The 17,558-nt window shown below is 67.7% G+C and carries 16 protein-coding genes; 4 read left to right on the top strand and 12 right to left on the bottom strand.

Features of this window, described 5'->3' with window-relative positions; translation table 11 throughout:
- Window positions 1-86: 86 nt before the first annotated feature.
- The 3 genes from ACFTQE_RS05875 to ACFTQE_RS05865 form a co-directional block, all read right to left on the bottom strand.
- Window positions 87-407: a WhiB family transcriptional regulator gene (locus ACFTQE_RS05875; RefSeq protein WP_376924179.1), complete on the bottom strand. Its 321-nt coding sequence runs from the start codon at window positions 405-407 to the stop codon at window positions 87-89.
- Between the two features lie 154 nt (window positions 408-561).
- Window positions 562-1,530, bottom strand: coding sequence for a UDP-glucose 4-epimerase GalE (gene galE, locus ACFTQE_RS05870; protein WP_376924178.1), 969 nt, complete (start codon window positions 1,528-1,530; stop codon window positions 562-564).
- Window positions 1,531-1,608: 78 nt separating this feature from the next.
- Entirely contained in the window at window positions 1,609-1,758 is a 150-nt protein-coding gene (locus ACFTQE_RS05865) for a hypothetical protein (RefSeq protein ID WP_375834195.1), read from the bottom strand.
- An 84-nt stretch (window positions 1,759-1,842) separates the two neighbouring features.
- On the opposite strand from ACFTQE_RS05865, the gene ACFTQE_RS05860 reads away from it, so the two are divergent.
- Window positions 1,843-2,799: a GlxA family transcriptional regulator gene (locus tag ACFTQE_RS05860; protein WP_375834198.1), complete on the top strand. Its 957-nt coding sequence runs from the start codon at window positions 1,843-1,845 to the stop codon at window positions 2,797-2,799.
- Here the strand turns inward: ACFTQE_RS05860 and manA are convergent.
- Window positions 2,796-4,052, bottom strand: a complete 1,257-nt coding sequence (gene manA, locus ACFTQE_RS05855; protein ID WP_376924177.1) for a mannose-6-phosphate isomerase, class I — start codon at window positions 4,050-4,052, stop codon at window positions 2,796-2,798. The genes ACFTQE_RS05860 and manA overlap by 4 nt on opposite strands.
- Window positions 4,053-4,163: 111 nt before the next feature.
- Here manA and ACFTQE_RS05850 point away from each other — a divergent pair, with 111 nt between their 5' ends.
- A complete protein-coding gene (locus ACFTQE_RS05850) occupies window positions 4,164-5,525 on the top strand; it encodes an O-antigen ligase family protein (protein WP_376924176.1) in 1,362 nt (453 codons plus the stop codon).
- 70 nt (window positions 5,526-5,595) lie between these two features.
- Window positions 5,596-6,900: an O-antigen ligase family protein gene (locus tag ACFTQE_RS05845; protein WP_376924175.1), complete on the top strand. Its 1,305-nt coding sequence runs from the start codon at window positions 5,596-5,598 to the stop codon at window positions 6,898-6,900.
- Window positions 6,901-6,957: 57 nt separating this feature from the next.
- Here the strand turns inward: ACFTQE_RS05845 and ACFTQE_RS05840 are convergent, their stop codons facing one another.
- The 3 genes from ACFTQE_RS05840 to ACFTQE_RS05830 form a co-directional block, all read right to left on the bottom strand.
- Window positions 6,958-7,932 carry a hypothetical protein gene (locus ACFTQE_RS05840; protein ID WP_376924174.1) on the bottom strand — a complete coding sequence of 325 codons (975 nt, stop codon included), beginning with the start codon at window positions 7,930-7,932 and terminating at the stop codon, window positions 6,958-6,960.
- 34 nt (window positions 7,933-7,966) lie between these two features.
- Complete coding sequence (locus ACFTQE_RS05835) at window positions 7,967-8,983, bottom strand: hypothetical protein (protein WP_376924173.1); 1,017 nt, start codon at window positions 8,981-8,983, stop codon at window positions 7,967-7,969.
- Window positions 8,984-9,117: 134 nt separating this feature from the next.
- Complete coding sequence (locus ACFTQE_RS05830; RefSeq protein ID WP_376924172.1) at window positions 9,118-10,287, bottom strand: glycosyltransferase family 2 protein; 1,170 nt, start codon at window positions 10,285-10,287, stop codon at window positions 9,118-9,120.
- A 146-nt stretch (window positions 10,288-10,433) separates the two neighbouring features.
- Here ACFTQE_RS05830 and ACFTQE_RS05825 point away from each other — a divergent pair, with 146 nt between their 5' ends.
- Entirely contained in the window at window positions 10,434-11,330 is an 897-nt protein-coding gene (locus ACFTQE_RS05825; RefSeq protein WP_376924171.1) for a glycosyltransferase family 2 protein, read from the top strand.
- 6 nt (window positions 11,331-11,336) lie between these two features.
- On the opposite strand, the gene ACFTQE_RS05820 is transcribed toward ACFTQE_RS05825, so the two are convergent.
- From ACFTQE_RS05820 to ACFTQE_RS05800, 5 genes are all read right to left on the bottom strand, one after another.
- Window positions 11,337-13,364, bottom strand: coding sequence for a hypothetical protein (locus tag ACFTQE_RS05820; RefSeq protein ID WP_376924170.1), 2,028 nt, complete (start codon window positions 13,362-13,364; stop codon window positions 11,337-11,339).
- Window positions 13,365-13,448: 84 nt separating this feature from the next.
- Window positions 13,449-14,783 (bottom strand): hypothetical protein, encoded by a 1,335-nt coding sequence (locus ACFTQE_RS05815; protein WP_376924169.1) that lies wholly within the window; start codon window positions 14,781-14,783, stop codon window positions 13,449-13,451.
- 2 nt (window positions 14,784-14,785) lie between these two features.
- Window positions 14,786-15,778, bottom strand: coding sequence for a glycosyltransferase family 2 protein (locus ACFTQE_RS05810; protein WP_376924168.1), 993 nt, complete (start codon window positions 15,776-15,778; stop codon window positions 14,786-14,788).
- Complete coding sequence (locus ACFTQE_RS05805) at window positions 15,778-16,347, bottom strand: acyl-ACP--UDP-N- acetylglucosamine O-acyltransferase (protein WP_376924167.1); 570 nt, start codon at window positions 16,345-16,347, stop codon at window positions 15,778-15,780. Before ACFTQE_RS05805 ends, ACFTQE_RS05810 begins: the two co-directional genes overlap by 1 nt.
- A 121-nt stretch (window positions 16,348-16,468) precedes the next feature.
- Entirely contained in the window at window positions 16,469-17,497 is a 1,029-nt protein-coding gene (locus tag ACFTQE_RS05800; protein WP_376924166.1) for a lysylphosphatidylglycerol synthase domain-containing protein, read from the bottom strand.
- Window positions 17,498-17,558 lie beyond the last annotated feature (61 nt).

Below are 17,558 nucleotides of genomic sequence, written 5' to 3'. Positions count from 1 at the left end.
TTGTTTGGTTGGCCGGGCGGCGCCTCGCCGCCGCCCCTTCCTGGGGGGGCCCCGGCGGCGGCGCCGGCGGGGGCCCCCCCAGCGACTCAGACTGCTCGTTTGCGGAGCTTGCGCCGCTCCCGCTCGGAGAGCCCGCCCCAGATGCCGAACCGCTCGTCGTTGCCGAGGGCGTACTCGAGGCACTGATTGCGTACCTCGCATCCGGTGCAGATCTTCTTCGCGTCCCGCGTCGATCCGCCCTTTTCAGGGAAGAACGCCTCAGGATCGGTTTGCGCGCACAGCGCGTCGCTCTGCCATGCCAACGGATTGTCGTCGTCTGAGACTGCGCGAACCCCCGGAACGCCCAGCCTGACAGGATCGACGAACCAATCGTCAGGTACTCCAGAACGATATTCAGGATTGCTCATATCGTCTCCCACCCAGTTGTACCGACCACCCAGAGGGTGTGTCACGACCAATTACACCGGTGTAATTCCCGCGAGTCAAGTCGCAGATGGTAAACCCTCAAGAGACCGTCGAGGCTTGATGGCCATCTCGACACGCCGGGACGTTGAGGAGACGTTATGAATCGGATGCCGCGCGGCGGGCCTGCCAGGCGCTCTCGACCATCTCGGTGAGCGTGTGGCGCATCCGCCAGTCGAGGTCGCGGGCCGCGAGTTCGCCTGAGGCGACGATGCGGGCGGGGTCTCCGCCGCGGCGCGGTCCGACCTCGGGAGCGAACTCGATGCCGGTGACCTCCGCGACCGCCCGCATGATCTCGCCGACCGAGACGCCATCGCCGGAACCGAGGTTGTAGACGGGTTCGAGGTCGTCGCCCGCGTCGAGCCGACGCGCGGCGACGACGTGGGCCTCGGCGAGATCCGCGACGTGGATGTAGTCGCGCACGCACGTGCCGTCGGGGGTCGGGTAGTCGCCGCCGTTGATACGCGGGGTGCGTTCGGCGAGCAGGGCGTCGAACACGAGCGGGAAGAGGTTGTGCGGGCTCACGTCGAAGATCTCGGGCGTGCCCGAGCCGACGACGTTGAAGTAGCGCAGGCTCGTGTGCCGGAGGCCAGCGGCCCTCGCCTGGTCGGCGAGCAGCCACTCGCCGATGAGCTTGGACTCGCCGTAGGGCGACTCGGGGTGCTTCGGCGTGGCCTCGGTGACGAGGTCGACGTCGGGCGTCCCGTACACGGCCGCACTCGATGAGAAGACGATGCGATCGACGCCCTTCGACTCCATCGCCGCGAGGAGCGTGGCGGTGCCCGTGACGTTCTGCCGATAGGTGTGCAGGGGGCGCTCGACCGAGACGCCCGCGTACTTGAAGCCGGCGAGGTGGACGACGCCCGTGACGCCGTGCTCCTCGATCGCCCGTTCGATCACGGATCCGTCGAGGATGCTGCCGTGGACGATCGGGGTCCCGTGGGGGACGAAGTCGACCTTGCCCGTCGAGAGGTCGTCGAGCACGACGGCGCCGATGCCCCGGGCCTCGAATGCGCGCACGACGTGCGCTCCGATGTAGCCCGCTCCCCCGGTGACCAGCCAGCTCATGTTCCCACCTTCCGGCGCGGTACCTCCCCGCCGGAATCGATCGTATCCGGGAGCGGGACCGGGCCGCTCCCGACGGGATCAGGCGGGGCGCGTGGGCTGGTGCTCGATGTGGCGGGTGCGGTCGCGGATCTCGGGCCGACCGTAGCCATCGGTGTCGAGGCGGAGCACGGTGGCGAGGACGCCCCAGATGGCGAGTCCCGCAAGGACGAGGAAGATGATCGTGGTCATGGCAGTAAATCTATGACTTGTCAGATCCTGCCGAAAGTGGCAGAGTGGACAGCAATCGATCGATTCCTGCCAACGGAGGCCGCCGTGCTCAAGACCATCGCCTGCATCGCCCTGCCGCAGATGGCGCCGTTCGAGTTCGGCGTGCTCTGCGAGGTGTTCGGCATCGACCGCAGCGACACCGGCGGCCCGACCTTCGACTTCCACGTCGTCGCGGCCGACCCCGGCCCCATCACCACGAAGCTCGGCTTCGACATCATCGTGCACGAGGGGCTCGACGTCGCTCGCACCGCCGACCTGGTCGCCGTGCCGGCCGCCCTCATCGACGAGCCCGTCGACGAACGGGTCTCCGAGGTGCTGCGCGACGCCGTCGAACGCGGCGCCTGGGTGCTCTCGGTGTGCTCCGGCGCGTTCACCCTCGGCCGTGCCGGCGTGCTCGACGGCCGCCGCGCGACGACGCACTGGATGTACACGGAGCGGCTCGCCGAGATGTTCCCGCGCGTCGACGTCGACGCCGACGTGCTCTTCGTGCAGGACGACAAGGTCGTCACCGGCGCGGGAACCGCGGCGGGCATCGACGCGGCGCTCCACATCGTGCGCACCGAGCTCGGCGCCGGCGCCGCGAACATGATCGCCCGCCGCATGGTCGTGCCGCCGCAGCGCGACGGCGGCCAGTCCCAGTTCATCCAGAGCCCCGTTGCAGAGTGCCGCAGCGACTCGTTCGCGAAGATCACCGAATGGATGGTCGAGCACCTCGACGAAGACCTCACGGTCGACCTCCTCGCCCGGAAGGCGCTCATGTCTCCGCGCACCTTCGCACGCCGATTCCGTGCCGAGACGGGCACGACCCCGAACGCGTGGCTGAACCGTCAGCGACTGCTGCGCGCGCAGCAGTTGCTCGAGGAGACCTCGTTCACGCTCGAGGAGATCGCCCGCGACACGGGCTTCGGGGCCGCAGCCGTCATGCGCCATCACTTCGTGAAGGTGCTGCAGACGACGCCGACCGCGTACCGCCGGCTCTTCGGAATGCGGGTCGCCTCCTAGGCGACGCCCCGCGCAGCCGAACCCGTGGTCGCGATCCAGGCGATGCCGGGGCCCGAGATCGAGAGCTCGCCCTCGTCAGGGGTGATGTAGGCCGACGCTCCACGATCGAGTGAGACGGATGCCCCGGTGGACCCGCCGATCGTGACGCCACCGCCCTCGACGATCACGATCGCCGGCCCGCCGAGTGCGACCCGGGCGGTCGCCGCGGCGGGCTCGACGCGGTACAGCTCGAAGTCGGGCACGTCGGGGCGGAACACCTCGACACCGGGCGAGACCTCGATCGGCGCGAGGTACGGCGCGGAGATCGGCGTGAAGTCGAGCACGTCGAGGAGCTCGGTGACGTCGATATGCTTCGGCGTCAGGCCGCCGCGGAGCACGTTGTCGCTCGCCGCCATGAGCTCGATGCCGAGTCCGTCGAGGTACGCGTGGATGTTTCCGGCCGAGAGGTACAGCGCCTCGCCGCGCACGAGGCGCACGCGGTTCAACAGCAGCGAGATCACGACGCCGGGGTCGCCGGGGTAGGCCTCGGCGAGCGCGCCGACCGTCTCGAACGAGAGGGCGTACGGCGAGGCGAGCGCGATCTCGGATGCCGCGAGCGCCGTGACCCGGTCGATCACCCACGTCGCCTCGCCGGTGTCGCCGCCGCGACCGTCGCGCAGCAGCCACTCGACGGTGTCGCGGAGCGCATGCTCACCCGACAGGCGGGCCTCGAGCAGGTCGAGTGCGCCGGGGTCGGGGTCGGGCGCCGCGGCATCCGCTGCTCGCAGCACCTCGAGGACGCCCCGCACCTCGCTCAGCGGGCGGAAGCCCGACAGGGCGTCGAAGGTGTCGCTCACCGCGACGATCAGCTCGGGCTTGTGGAACTCGTCCTTGTAGTTGCGGTCGTAGGCGCCGAGCGGCACCCCGTCGGCCTCTTCGCGCGCGAAGCCGGCACGCGCCTGCTCGGGCGTGGGATGCGCCTGCAGCGACAACGGCGCGGCCGCCGCAAGCACCTTGAGGAGGAACGGGAGGCGCGCGCCGTGCTCGGCGAGGTCGGCTCCGAGCGCCTGCTCGGGGGCCGCCGCGATCCAGGCCGCGAGATCGGCGTGCCCGACCACGTCGGGGTCGAGCACCTGCGCCGGCGACCCCGGGTGCGCCCCGAGCCAGAGCTCGGCCTCCGGCGCTCCGGATGCCTCGATCCCGCGGAACCCCGCGATCGCCGTCGTGGAGCCCCACGCGTAGTCGCGCGGGGTGTTGCCGATCGCCGTGAACATGTGCGAGGGGTCCTCTCGGTCGTCTGCGTCCAAGCTACCAAGGCCCCGGGATCGAGCCCGACGCCGCATCCGTCATCTGTTCGCAATGGAGCCCGCGATAGCCTGTACCTCATGAGCACCGATCGACGACGCTGGATCACGGCGTACGCGACATTCGCCCTGTTCACGGTGTTCGCCGGCCAGTTCTGGCGCAACCTCCTCGGCTGGTGGGGCTTCGGCATCATCGCGGCGCTCGTGCTGATCGGCGCCGTCGTCATGGTCGCGCAGGTGCGGCCGACGTGGAACTGGCGCCGCGTGCCGAAGTCGACCCTCGTCTTCGTGCTGCTCGCGACGGCCTCGATCGCCTGGTCGTTCTACCCCGGGGCGTCCGCGCTCGGCGTCGGCATCACGCTCGCGACGACCTTCACCGCCATCGCCCTCGTGCTGTGCCTGAGCTGGACGCAGTTCGTCCGATGCCTCGGCGGCGCGCTCAAATGGGTGCTCGCGCTCTCGCTCGCCTTCGAGCTCTGGGTCGCCGTCTTCGTCGGCGGGCCGCTGCTGCCGAACTTCCCCGATTTCGAGGTCACCGGCGACAAGCTGCCCATGGCCTTCTACTGGTCGCGCGGACTCCTCTTCGACGGGGGCCCGATCGAGGGCATCGTCGCCAATCGCAACATCCTCGGCATGATCGCGCTCCTCGCCCTCATCGTGTTCGGCGCGATGTTCGCGGCGCGCAGCGTGCGGCGCACCTCGGGCGTCGTCTGGATCGTCGTCGCGAGCGTCGTCCTGCTCCTGACCCGCTCGGCGACGGTTCTGCTCGTCGCGGCGGTCGTCGCCGTCGCGCTCGCGTTCGCCCTCTGGGCACGCCGCATCGGGCCCGAGCGCCGTGCAGGCGTGTACTGGACGGCCGCGGCGGTGCTCGCGGCATCCGTCGCCCTGCTCGTCGTCTTCTGGGACCGCCTACTCGGCGCCCTCGGCAAGAGCGAAGACCTCACCGGCCGATTCGATATCTGGAACTCCGTGATCGGCCTCGCCCTCGAACGACCGTGGTTCGGCTGGGGCTGGGTCGGCTACTGGGTGCCGTGGGTCGAGCCGTTCAACGACCTCGCCGTCCGCAAGGGCGTCACGTACCTGCAGGCGCACAACGCCTGGCTCGACGTGTGGATGCAGCTCGGCGCCATCGGCGTGATCGCCTTCGCCGCCATCGTGATCGGCGCGCTGTGGCGCTCCTGGTTCCTCGCCGTCGACCGGCCGATGGATGCCTCGGGACGGCCGCTCCCCCACTCCGCCGCCGCGCTCGTGCCGCTCCTCCTGCTGGTCGCGCTCATCGGGCAGAGCTTCGCCGAGAGTCGCATCCTGATCGAGAGCGGATGGGTCCTGCTCATCGCGATCGCCTGGTCGACCAAACGGCGGCAATGGGAGCACGAGCCGCTGCCTGCGGAACCGGTGCCGGTTCCCGCCTCGCGGATGCCGCCCCCCGAGGTCGCTCGATGAACCGGGTCCCACACGCCGGAGCCGGTCGCCGATGAGCGCTCCGGGTGCCGGCCGAGATCGACCTGGCGGCATGGCCGCCCACGCGGCTGCCGTCGTGCGCGAGTTCGCCGGCTCGGCTCGCTTCGCTCAGGCACTGACCCTCCTCGCCGTCGGCCTCGCCTTCTCGACGCATGCCATCCGCAGCATCATCGGCACGCCCGGACTCCTCGGCGCCCTCGCCGGGCTCGTCGTGCTCTGCGCGGCGTCCCTCGTGGCACGTTGGCGCGCGGTCGAGTGGTACGGCATCCTGCCGCTCACGATCCTGGTGTTCATCGGCTGGTGCGCGGCCTCCGTGCTCTGGAGCAGCCTGCCGGCGCTGGCCTCGATGGCGCGCGTCGGCTATCTCGTCGCATTCGCCTTCATCGGCGTCTACATCGCGCTCATGCGCGACACGATCCAGATCGTTCGGGCCTTCGGCGACGTCATGCGAGCGCTGCTCGGCACCTCGGTCGCGCTCGAGATGCTGTCGGGAATCATCCTCGACATGCCGATCAAGGTGCTCGGCATCGAGGGCGACATCGCCCGATTCGGGCCCATCCAGGGCATCTTCGGCTCGCGCAACATGCTGGGGTTCGTCGCGCTCATCGCGCTCCTGACCTTCCTCGTCGAATGGCGAATGAAGATCGTGCAGCGCACCCGCGCCGTTCTCTCACTCACGCTCGCCGGACTGTGTCTCGTCTTCTCGGGGTCGCCGACGACGTGGTTCGCGCTCGGTGCGGCGCTCGTGGCGCTCGCCGCGCTCTACGGGCTGCGGAAGGCCTCGGCGCCGACGAGATGGCGGTGGCAGATCGCGCTGCTCGTCACCGGTGTCGCCGCGATCGTGGCCGGCTGGATCATGCGCATCCGCATCATCGAACTGATCGACGCCCGCGACGAGTTCGATGTTCGGCTCGGGGTATGGCGCGAGCTCTCCCGCTACCTGAACCTCAACCCGCTGCAGGGCTGGGGGTGGGTCGGGCCGTGGCCCGACGCACCTCCGTACACGTGGATCGAACTCGCCACCGGCCGCCCGCACGGCACGGCATTGAACGCCTTCATCGACGTGTACTTCCAGGTGGGCGTCATCGGTGCGCTCCTGTTCATCGCACTGCTCGGGGTCGCCCTCGTGCGGGCGTGGCTGCTCGCCTCGACCCGCCGCAGCGTCGTGTACGTCTGGCCGGCGCTCATGCTCGTGGCCATCGCGGTGACCTCGTTCGCCGAGAGCTTCGCGCTCGCAGAGGGCGGGTGGATGCTCCTCGTCGTCTGCGCAGTGAAGGCAGCCCGCGACATGAGCTGGCGGGATGCGCTGGCGGAAGGGCGGACTCCGTCCCAACCCAAGCACGATCAGCTCGGCTGAGGCGCCGGCGAACGACGATGGTGTCGCCGACGCCGCTCGGAGTGCCGGCCCGCCGAATCAGTTCGGAGCGGACTTGACGAGACTCCCGAGACCGGAACCGTCGGGCTCCGGTTCAGGTTCGCTCGCGGCTCCGTCCACGAAGGTTCGCGCCTGTTCCGAGGAGGCGCGCAGGGCCGCGTTTCGCCGGCGCATCGACAGGGTCCAAGCCAGACCGCCCCCGAGGAGCAGGAGGAGGATGCCGGAGACCACGACGATCCACCAATCCAGGACGACCGGCGCAACGAGGAACTCGCCGACGCTCGCCGACGCCGAGGTGAACGCTGCTGCGGGTGCCTGCGAGACCGTCAGACCCTGTGCGAGCGACGGATCCGGCGTGAATATCGCGACGACGGTATGTTCTTCGTTTCGAGCGAGTCGGTCATCCACCTCGATCGCAACCGTCTCGCTCGACAGGCCGGGCTGCGCCACCTCCCGTTCGAAGACGGCCTCGCCTTCAGCGTCCTGGACCGTGAACTTCCAGATCCCCGCAGGTGCTCCCCCCCACGTGTCAACAGCACTTCCCGAGAGGGATCCGGTCACGATCGGGTACTCGCCGGCAGTGGCATCCATCGTCGCATCGACATGCGCGACCACGGTGAGCGGTGCGACCGTCAGCACGAAGGGGGTTTGAGTCTGAGATGTTTGCAGCCGGGATCCGGCGAGCGGATTGAAGATCGCACGAAGAGTGTGCGCACCGGCGCCGAGGAGGGGCTGGCCGCTCGGCTGCGCGACGTATGCGATTCCCGTCTCCTGGAGCGGGATGCCCGTCGCGTAGGCGCCCGCGATGCCCTCGACGAAGACATCGATGGTCCCCGACTCCGGCCCGATCCCGCCGATGCCGTAGCCGTGCTCCTCCTCGCTTGCCGCGGCGGCGACCTCAACGGTGAGCACCCAAGAGCTCCCGAACGGCACCGTCGATGCCTGATTCTCGACGAATGCGATCGTCGTGCCGCCATCGCCCGCGACGGCAGGGACCGAGCTGCCGACGACCATTGCCACGCCGATAAGGGCTCCGAGGATGAGGGACCTACGCGACGATCGCATGTGCTCGCCCTCCTTCGGTGGTGCGGGATCGGTCTCGACGTTCGCTGATGAGGAGGACCACGATGGCCACCATGAGCCCGAGCGCGACGAGGACCAAGGCGACGACGGACCAGACCGGAAGCGTCGGGTTTCCGTCCTCTGTCGGCGCTGCTGCGACCGGCCCGGCCACGGCCGGCGTCGGCTGCGGGCGCTGCGGCGACGGCGAGGTGTACGGGAACGCCGGCGCATCCGAGATCGTGAAATTGCCCGCCGCTTGGCCATTCGGCTTGAACGAACCCGTGACGGAGTACGAAGTCGACGGTTCCGCCCCCACCCAGTAGACCGAGACGGCCGGCTGGCCGCCATCCGGTTGATCGATCGTCGTGTCGAACGCGCTCGCGCCTGAATCATCGACGATGGCGATGCGCCAAGCACCTGCGGGCAGTACGGGAACGCTGGGGTTCTCAGTCTGGGAAACGCCCGGAGCCAGCTGGCTCACGAACGCACCGCTGAGACCGAGCGCGACGATCGAGTTGTCGGCGTTCGAAGGATCGGGAGTCATTCTCACGCTCGTCGAGAGCGGCGCCGGCGCGACCGTGAACGTCACAGGCTCGCTCCGCCCGGTGTACACGATGCCCCAGGGCGTCGTCGTCGCCACAGACACCTGCACGTCGTACTCGCCCGCGTCGAGTGGGGCGAGGCTCGGGCTCGCTCCGATGTATGCGGTCGCAGTGCCCGGCTCGGTTCCGGGGTAGAACGTGACGGCCCCATAGGCGCCCTCGATCGACGACACTCGCACTTCGCCCGAGAAAGTGGGCTCGGTCCCGAAAACCAGGCCGCTCGCCTTGACCTCGAGATTCCAGTATTCACCATAGGAGAACGGCGTGTCCGGCACGACCACGGTGATCGTGATCGGCACGTCGGCGTTCGCCGCCGCCGATCCGCTCAGTGCAAGCACCACCCCGAGGATCCCCGCCATCAGCGCACCCGCACCCCGTTTCATTCCCTTCTGGGAAATCATCCGCCCGCCTCTCGCATCGTTGACGACCATGCTGGCATATGACCCGACTACCGACGCATCGTGCCGGTTACGAGTTGGTACCGTTCCATGTCGCCCAGCCGAACCGTGCCCCGCCGGCGCAGCTACGGGCCGTCTCAGGCGCGGCGGACGTCGATCGACAGGATTCCGAGGAAGAGGCTCGCCATGATCGTCTGGGCGCCGAGCATCAGGGCGAGCGCGGCCGGCACGGCGAGACGCATCGTGTCGACCGGGTGCTGTGCGCCGAACCCCGAGCCGCTCCATGCCACCAGCTGGACGATACCGATGACGATGCCCACGGCGACGAGGCCGAGCCCGATCAGCGCACCGCTCTCGAGCGTCGCCCGCTCGGCAAACCGCTCGAACGCCCGGCTTCGTGGAAGGTAGAACCCTTCATGTCTCGCATACAGCTTCGTGAGGAGGGCGAACAAGACCGCCTGCCAGCCGACGACGGTCAACGCTGCGAGGTACACCTGGCTCGAGACGTCGAAACCGACTGTGCCGAGTACCAACGGGCCGAATGAGAGCGCCACCGTGCCGAGGAGGCCGACGAGGAACGCCACCATTCCCGGGATGAGGAAAAGCCAACGGGGGCTGAAGAGCATGAGGAACCGAAGGTGGCGCCATCCGTCGCGCCAGCTGCGCAGGTGGGGCGGCCTGCTGCGACCGTCCTTGTCGAGCGTGGTCGGCACCTCGCTGATCTTCAGCCCGCCGAGCGTCGACTTCACGACGACCTCGCTCGCGAACTCCATCCCGGTCGTGATCAGCCCGAGACTCAGGATCGACTCGCGATTGAATCCCCTGAGCCCGCAGTGGAAGTCACGGATATCGGAGCGGAAGAGCACCCGGCCGACCGTCGAGAGCACAGGGTTCCCGAGGTACTTGTGCAGCGGGGGCATCGCCCCGGGTGCGATGCCGCCCCGGAATCGGTTGCCCATGACGAGCTCGTCACCGGCACGGAGCCGTTCGACGAAAGGATCGAGCTTGCTGAAGTCGTAGCTGTCGTCTGCATCGCCCATGATGACGTACGTGCCGTGCGCCGCGACGATGCCACCCATCAGTGCATTTCCATAGCCCTTTTGCTCGATGTCGACGACACGAGCGCCGTGCTCGACGGCGATCTGCTGCGAACCGTCGGTCGATCCGTTGTCGGCGATGAGCACCTCACCCTGAACGCCGGAACGCTGGAGATATCCCTGCGCCTTGTCGATGCAGACGGCGAGCGTCTCGGCCTCGTTGAGGCACGGCATCACGATCGAGAGTTCGATTTGGGGAGCGAGGGTCATGAGTTCCTACGGCCGGGGGACGGAGTCCGGACAATCCTAATAGAGAGTTGCGGATTGCTCGGCCACGCGGGTCTGCCGGCCATCCGATGTCAGAATTGAGATGCCGCACCACTGCGGCGCCGAACGAACCACTATGGAGCCCGCCGGTGACCCTCGACATCATGATGCCCTTCTATGGTCGGCCCGATCACTTTCGCGCCGCGGTCACGAGCGTCCTCGCGCAGACCGACCCGGAGTGGCGTTTGGTCGTCATCGACGACCACTACCCCGACGAGGCTCCCGGTCGATGGTTGCTCAGCCTCGATGATCCGCGCATCGAATATCGACGCCATTCCTCGAACATCGGAATCAACGCGAACTTCCAGGCGGCTCTCGACGGGGCGACCAGCGAGTGGATGGTCATCTTCGGATGCGACGACATCATGCTGTCCGGCTATGTCGGGCGGGTGCGAGAACTCGCTGCCGCATTCCCCTCGGCTGCGTTCCTCCATCCCGGAACTCGCGTGATCGACGAGGAAGGGAGAACCTCGCGCCCCCTTGTGGACCGTGTGAAGGCGCTCTATCGTCCGCGCTTCACGGGGCCGACGGAGTTGAGGGGGCAAGCTCTCGCAGCCAGTCTGACGCGCGGCAATTGGATGAACTTCCCGGCGATCGCATGGCGGCGTGAAGACGTGCAGTCGGTCGGATTCAGGCCGAACTACAGGGTGGTGCAGGACCTCGCCCTCGCCATCGACCTCGTCTTCCTCGGCGGAAGCCTCGTTGTGGACGACGAGGTGGTGTTCGAGTACCGCCGACATTCAGGCAGTGTCTCGTCGTGGCGCGCCACCGATGGCAGTCGGTTCGTCGAGGAGCAACGGTTCTTTCGGACGCTTGCCGCCGAGTTCCGCTCCCGTGGCTGGTCGAAGGCCGAACGCGCCGCTCGCGCACACCTCTCATCGCGAGTCAACGCGCTCACCCAGATTCCCGCCGCCGCCGGCTCCGGAACGCCGGGCGCGGCCCGGGTTCTCGTGCGCCACGCGCTTGGGAGAAGCAACCAGCCGTGAGGCACCCTATCCGGGCGTGACCTCGAAGATCGAGAGTGTCGAGTCACCTGGCATCTCGAAGCTGTCGATCTCTCGCAGGCAGTTCGTATCGAGTCCGTCCGCGTCGGAGAGCACGAACTGCACGTGTTCCTGTGCGAAGTCCGCACATGCGTCGAACGTCACCTCGATCTGGTCTCCGACGGGGTTGCTGACGACTGGATCCCCGGTACCAGGGATCCAGTTCACCCCAGCGAGTCGATTCCACTGATATTCGAACTGCGACGTCGGGTCGATGAGCGACCACATGGACTCAGAAGGGGCGCCCTGGAAACCGTTGAAGGCCTCGACTCCCGATTCGAGGAGCATCGCCGTCGGCACTCGGGAGCCGACTCCCACCCAGGTGCCGGCAGCCGTGTCGTCGATTTCCTGGATCACCTTCGACGGCTCCGTCTCGCGGAGATCGTACACTCCGAAATACACCGGATTCGTGAGGCCTGACCCCGCAACCGTCACGATGAGGAACGCCACCGCACCAGTTCTGATCATGCGGCGGGACATCGCGAATATGACGAACGCCGAGAGCAACGCCCAGAGCCACCACAACTGCACCGGCTCCAGCATGGCCGGTATCGCGCGGTAGGCGACGAGCGCGATCGCGATCTGCGAGAGGAGGAACAACCCCGCAGGAACAAGGCTCAGCCACAATCCGGCCTTGGCTCGATGCCGATCCAGATATCGGATGACGTACGCCAGCATTGCGAGAGATGCGAGACCCAGCCCGAGCCGCACTCTGGCAGCCAGGGTGAGATCGAGCAGGAACAGCTTCGCGATCGCGTCCCAGCCCGGCACGAACAGATAGGCCAGGAGCAGGAACACGACCGCCGTGAGACCGATGAGCTCCCATGGCAGACGCCGGCGAGCGCGAACTTCACGAGCGACGATCCAGACGATCACCGGCAGGAGATAGATGCCGATGTAGAAGAAGGTGGACGCTTCGGATGAGTTCGCACCCAGGAGCCCTGGCCGCTGAGCATTCAGTGCCTGGGTGAACGACGAGCCGACGGCCGACGCGAAGCTCAGCGCGTCGCTGCCCCCAGTGGGTGTGCTGCGCGCGCCCGGGTAGGCCGTACCGAGGAACGCCTCGACCGTGGACGCCTTCGTCGCGAGCCAGAACACGGTGATCGCCGATGCCACGACACCACCGGTGATGATCGGCACGAGACGAGCGCCCAGCTCGCGGAACCGCATGCCGGCGCGCAACCGGCCGATCGAGGCGCCGACCGCGAAGAACAACACGACGAGCACTGAGGGCACGATGAACGGAACGTAGATTCCCATCGCCATGACGACGGTGAGGTAGGCGATCACCGCGGCCCAGATCCATCGGGACATCGACGAGCGCGAACGCAATGCCCAGATGAGGGCGGCCATCGTCGCGAGCGCCCAAGCGGCCGGCCACAACGTCGTTGCGAGATACCACCATTGGATCAGCGGGCTGAAGAAGAAGCCGGTCGCGAGCATCGCCGCGACGCCCGGACGTCGCGGCATGACCGAAACCAGGAAGGCGTACGCCGCCGCCGCGAGTGCAAGCCCCGGCACCCACCATTTGAATGCGATGGCGTGGTCGACGTCGAGGAAGAGGAATCCGAGCAGGTGCGGACGGAACGCCACCGACCAGTCAGCGCGCGGGAGATCCTGCGGGACGGTCGTGTCCATTCCGCCGGGGAACGTCTGGTTCTCGAGCGGGAAGCCCTGTTCCGCCTGTGCGATCGCCCAGACGGTCTGCACGTTCCATTCGTCGGACCGCGTGAACTGCGGTTCTCCGAGAATGAGGGCCGGGTCGGCGCCCGGCTCGACGTACTCCCTCATCTCGCCCGACGAGGACCCGTTGATGCCGAGCGCAACGAGGATGACGCCCACAATCAACAGGAGAGCGGGAAACGCGAGCAGAACCCGGAGCGGCGGCAGTCCGTCGGCATTCGGTCGGGTGATCTTGCGATAGCGCGCGATCCATCGCACGAGTCGTGAACGATCGGCACTGGCCGGGGTGGTCATGGGATCAGTCACTCCGCGCATACCGCCTTTCCGGTCGACGCTCGCCGACCGACCGCCTCATCGAGGATAGCTCGGCCGAGACCGTCACGGCGTCGTCGCACTTGGCCCCGCTGGGGCGTCACCCGAAGCCGGAGTGCGAGAGGCCGTGCCGGGCTCGGCGCCGCGAGACGCGAGGACGATCGCCGAAGTGTGCACCAGCAACCCCGCAACCGGGCCGAGGAGCAGCGCGCATGTCGTCCGCTCCATGAATCCGATCGGAAGCATGAGCAGCGCGATCGTGACCACGGCTGCGAGGAGCCAGCCGGCTGTGTAGGCCGTATGGGCGGCGCGGGCGAGCACGGCGGGAGCGCTGACACAGAGGCAGGCAAGCACGGCCGACGAGAAGACGAGCACGCCGATGAACGCACCAGGCGGAATCGGCTGGCCTGGGAAGAGCACGGCGAAGACGGCTGGTCCGGCCAACCAGCCGACGACACCGAGGAGCACGCCGGCAGCGAGCACGCCGACTTCGATGACGAGGAACGGGCGGAGTATCGCCGAGCGCCGTTCACGGAAGAAGACGATCAGGTAGCTCTGCAGAGCCATCGCTGTGACGATCAGCGGGGCTCGCACCAAGGTCGATGCGATGACGACGAGGCCGAGCGCCTCGCTCGATTCCGCTCCCGCGGTGAACGCCAGTACGAACGGGAAGCCGCTCACCATCACCCCCATGGACGCGGCGGCGGCGATGGTTCGGGCGACGTTCCACGTCAGCCGCCGATAGCCGACGTCCAATCTGGTTCCAGCCAGTGCTCGTCGGGACGCGAGCGCCACGACGACGAAGGCGAACGGGAAGGGAAGCACGACGGCCCATGCGAGCACGGCGTTGCTGGCTCCGAGAGCCAACGCGATTCCGACCGCCGCAAGGCGGATGGAGGCTTCGATCACCACGATCGAGAAGATCGCCTTCCAACGTCGCGCGCCGTAGAGCGTTCCCGTGAGGGCTGCGACGAACACGCTGGACGAGGCGCCGACGGCCAACGGCCAGAACAACTCGTCGGATGCCTCGGAGAACGCCCGACCCCACAGCGTCGAGGTCGACACGACGACGAGGAGCACGATGGCCGCGGCACCGAGCGCGAATACCGTGGTTCGAGCGCGAGTCCGCGGCTGCGCAACCTCGGCGACTGCACTGGGTGCGGTGCCCCGCGTGATCTCCTGCTGGATTCCGGACAGCGCGCTCGCGATGAAGAAGAGCAACGACCAGAAGACCGCGAAATTCGTGTACTCGGCGAACCCGATCACCCGCGGCACCATCCAGGTGATCGCATACCCGCTGATACCGGCGATCGCCGTTGCGGCAAGCACGAGCGCGAGGCCGGAGCGAGCGGTACCGGCCCCGTGAGGCTCGGCGACCTGGTCGGCTGGAAGCTCTCCCATGTTCATCCTGCCGGCTGCACCAGGTCGCGCACGACATCTTGGACGCCGAGACCGCAGGTCGAGTACCGTCCAGTGCGCCACTCTCGAACGATCGACTTGATTCGCTTGCGGCGGCGTGCAGGGAGGGCGCTCCGCACTTGCTCGTGCGCGAGTTTCTCCGCCGCTCCCCGAAGCGCCTCATCGCTCGCTGGCGGCGAGAGCAGGGGCATCCGATCGGCCAATGCCGTCGCACGGGCGAGGAGTCGCGCATTCCGGTCCGCCCGCGGAGTCCGCAGGCGATCGATGCGACCCCGCCAGGTGAGCGAGGTCGCCCCGATCTGATTGGCGTCGTGTTGGCGGTAGTCGATGAGCGGCTCTTCGATGAGGTCGATCTCGGCGGTCGCCGCCGCAATGATGGCAAGCCACTCGTCGTGCACCCAACCGTGCGGAAACGGTTCCGCGAGCGCCACGAGCTCGCGGCGAAGCACCACTGTCGCCCCGGTGACGATGTTGCGCCGCAGGAGCACTCGAAGTCCGTCACCGGCGTGCATGCGTGCGCGCTCCGCTGCATCGACGCCGAGAGTCTCGAAGAGAGTCGATCCGTCAGGGCGGCCGACTTCGTCGACGATTCGGGCGTCGGTACCGATGAGCATCAGTCCTGGGCGAGCGCTCAGAGCAGCGATCATCCGCTCGATCTTCCGATGGTGCCAGACATCGTCCTGATCGCAGAGGGCGATGAGATCGCCGGATGCTGCGGCGATCGCCTGTTCGAAGTTCGCGGCGACCCCGAGCGGCACCGAGTTCCGCAGCACGCGGATGGTGATCGACCCGCTTTCCATCGCCAGCCGCTCGATGAGGGCGACCGTGGAGTCGCTCGACGCGTCGTCGGAGACGATGATCTCGGTCGGTGCGACGGACTGGGTGAGGATGCTCCGGACCTGCGCCTCGAGGAAACGCTCGCCGTTGTGCGTGCAGAGCGCGACGGAGATCGCCGGCGCGACGACGCGATCCGTCATCACGGCGTGTCGACTCGGGCTCGCCACTGGGCGACCGCGTCGTCGAGCCCTGACTGGGCGAACCCCGACAACTCGGGATCGCCGTCGCCGGACTCATAGAGCCGCTCGAGAGAGTCGATCACGTCGTCGACGATGCCCTGACGACGCATGCCCACCGAGTTCGCCGAGGCCACCCGCGCAGGGCTTCCGTACGCCTTCGCGAACGGAGGGATGTCCCGCGTCACGACTGAGCTCATGCCGACCATCGCTCCATGACCGACGTATCTTCCCTGGTGAACCGTGGAGCCGAGACCCAGGTTCGCTCCGCTCGAAATGCGTACATGGCCTGCCAGAAGCACGCTCGACGCAAGTGTGACCTCATCGCCGAGCCGGCAGTCGTGCGCGATGTAGACCTGATTCATGATGAACGCGTCATCGCCGATGACGGTGGCCCGCTTCCACCCCTGGTGGATCTGCGCATACTCTCGGATCACGTTCCGGTCACCGATGCGCACACCGGCGCCGCGGGCCGCCCCATCGACTCGTGGATGCTCGAACGAGCGCACCTCGGGTGGAGCGCCGATGACCACACCTGCACCGATCCAGTTGCCGTCGCCGATCTCTGCAGGACCGTAGATCACGACGTGCGGGCCGATGGTGTTCCCCTCACCGAGCACGACTTCGCCCGTGATCATCGCGGTGGGGTGGATCTCATTCATGGTCGTCCTCTCGCGCCGCCACAGGTCGGGAGTGACCAGAGTCCTGCGAGTGCTCGTAGTGGACTTCCTCGCGGAGGTACGCCATCGTCTCGTTCGCAAGGCGCCGGCGCCAGATCACCACGAAGAGGATCGCGATTCCTGCGGCGAGCAGATCGGCCGCCGTGAACATCGCACGCGAAATGAGACTCACGGCCGTCGCCTGCGGGACGGTCAGCAACAGGGTCATCGCGCCGATGAGGATCGCCTCTCGCACGCCGAGCCCCGAGGGGAAGATGAACGCGATGAGACCGACGGTGAATCCGAGGGACACGGCCCCGGTCAGAAGCACGAGGGTGCCGATGTCGGGGTCGACGAGCGAATTCACGAGAAGCCAGAGGTGCAGGCCGTATGCGACGTACGAGAGCAACGACCACCCGACTGCCTTGCCGACGACGAGGAACGTCACCTCGTGCTCGAGCGGAGGCCGACGGAAGAGCTTCAGCACGAAGGAGGCGAGGAAGGTCATCACCCGCGGGTGCAGACAGGCCAGCCCGACGGGAAGCAGGAGGAACAGCCAGAGGAGCTCGGTGTGCCCCTGCACGACGACGGGAAGGGCGAGCGCCCCGATCAGGAGAGACGAGACGACTCCGATACCCGCGGAGTACAGCGCGGTCACCAGCACGCGAGGACGGAGGATGCCGTACTGGCGCCCGAGTTCCATCTGCATCACGTAGGACCACACCGATCCAGGGACGTACTTGCCGAGCTGACCGACGAGGAGGACCTGTGCGGCGCGAAGCACGGGAACGCGTGGGCCGAGGCCGTTCAGTACCGCGACCCAGCTGAGCGTCCCGAAGCCGAGGCCGACGAGCACCAGCAGGAACGACAGTGCTGCCGACTGCCACGAGATGAGGACCATGGCCGCCTCGATGGCGGGCCATTGCACGACGAGGTAGTACACCGCGAACGCGACCACGACGGCCACGAGCACGTATCTGAGCACGTTGAGCGCGCGCGGGGCGATCGCCTTGATTCTGTTCATGAACTCTCTGCCGTCGTGCGCGGACCTCGCGACGCTACGGGTCGTGTCGGACAAGAGTGCC

It is taken from the genome of Agromyces sp. NPDC056965 (genome assembly GCF_042673425.1).
Classification (GTDB): Bacteria; Actinomycetota; Actinomycetes; order Actinomycetales; family Microbacteriaceae; genus Agromyces.
The sequence above is the reverse complement of the archived record's forward strand: the minus strand, read 5'-3'. Positions and strand labels throughout refer to the sequence as shown.

Coding starts and splice junctions, on each gene's coding strand:
- ACFTQE_RS05875 (WP_376924179.1), bottom strand. CDS start 407: ATGAGCAATCCTGAATATCGTTCTGGAGTACCTGACGATTGGTTCGTC.
- galE (WP_376924178.1), bottom strand. CDS start 1,530: ATGAGCTGGCTGGTCACCGGGGGAGCGGGCTACATCGGAGCGCACGTC.
- ACFTQE_RS05865 (WP_375834195.1), bottom strand. CDS start 1,758: ATGACCACGATCATCTTCCTCGTCCTTGCGGGACTCGCCATCTGGGGC.
- manA (WP_376924177.1), bottom strand. CDS start 4,052: ATGTTCACGGCGATCGGCAACACCCCGCGCGACTACGCGTGGGGCTCC.
- ACFTQE_RS05850 (WP_376924176.1), top strand. CDS start 4,164: ATGAGCACCGATCGACGACGCTGGATCACGGCGTACGCGACATTCGCC.
- ACFTQE_RS05845 (WP_376924175.1), top strand. CDS start 5,596: ATGGCCGCCCACGCGGCTGCCGTCGTGCGCGAGTTCGCCGGCTCGGCT.
- ACFTQE_RS05840 (WP_376924174.1), bottom strand. CDS start 7,932: ATGGTCGTCGGCAGCTCGGTCCCTGCCGTCGCGGGCGATGGCGGCACG.
- ACFTQE_RS05835 (WP_376924173.1), bottom strand. CDS start 8,983: ATGATTTCCCAGAAGGGAATGAAACGGGGTGCGGGTGCGCTGATGGCG.
- ACFTQE_RS05830 (WP_376924172.1), bottom strand. CDS start 10,287: ATGACCCTCGCTCCCCAAATCGAACTCTCGATCGTGATGCCGTGCCTC.
- ACFTQE_RS05820 (WP_376924170.1), bottom strand. CDS start 13,364: ATGACCACCCCGGCCAGTGCCGATCGTTCACGACTCGTGCGATGGATC.
- ACFTQE_RS05815 (WP_376924169.1), bottom strand. CDS start 14,783: ATGGGAGAGCTTCCAGCCGACCAGGTCGCCGAGCCTCACGGGGCCGGT.
- ACFTQE_RS05810 (WP_376924168.1), bottom strand. CDS start 15,778: ATGACGGATCGCGTCGTCGCGCCGGCGATCTCCGTCGCGCTCTGCACG.
- ACFTQE_RS05800 (WP_376924166.1), bottom strand. CDS start 17,497: ATGAACAGAATCAAGGCGATCGCCCCGCGCGCGCTCAACGTGCTCAGA.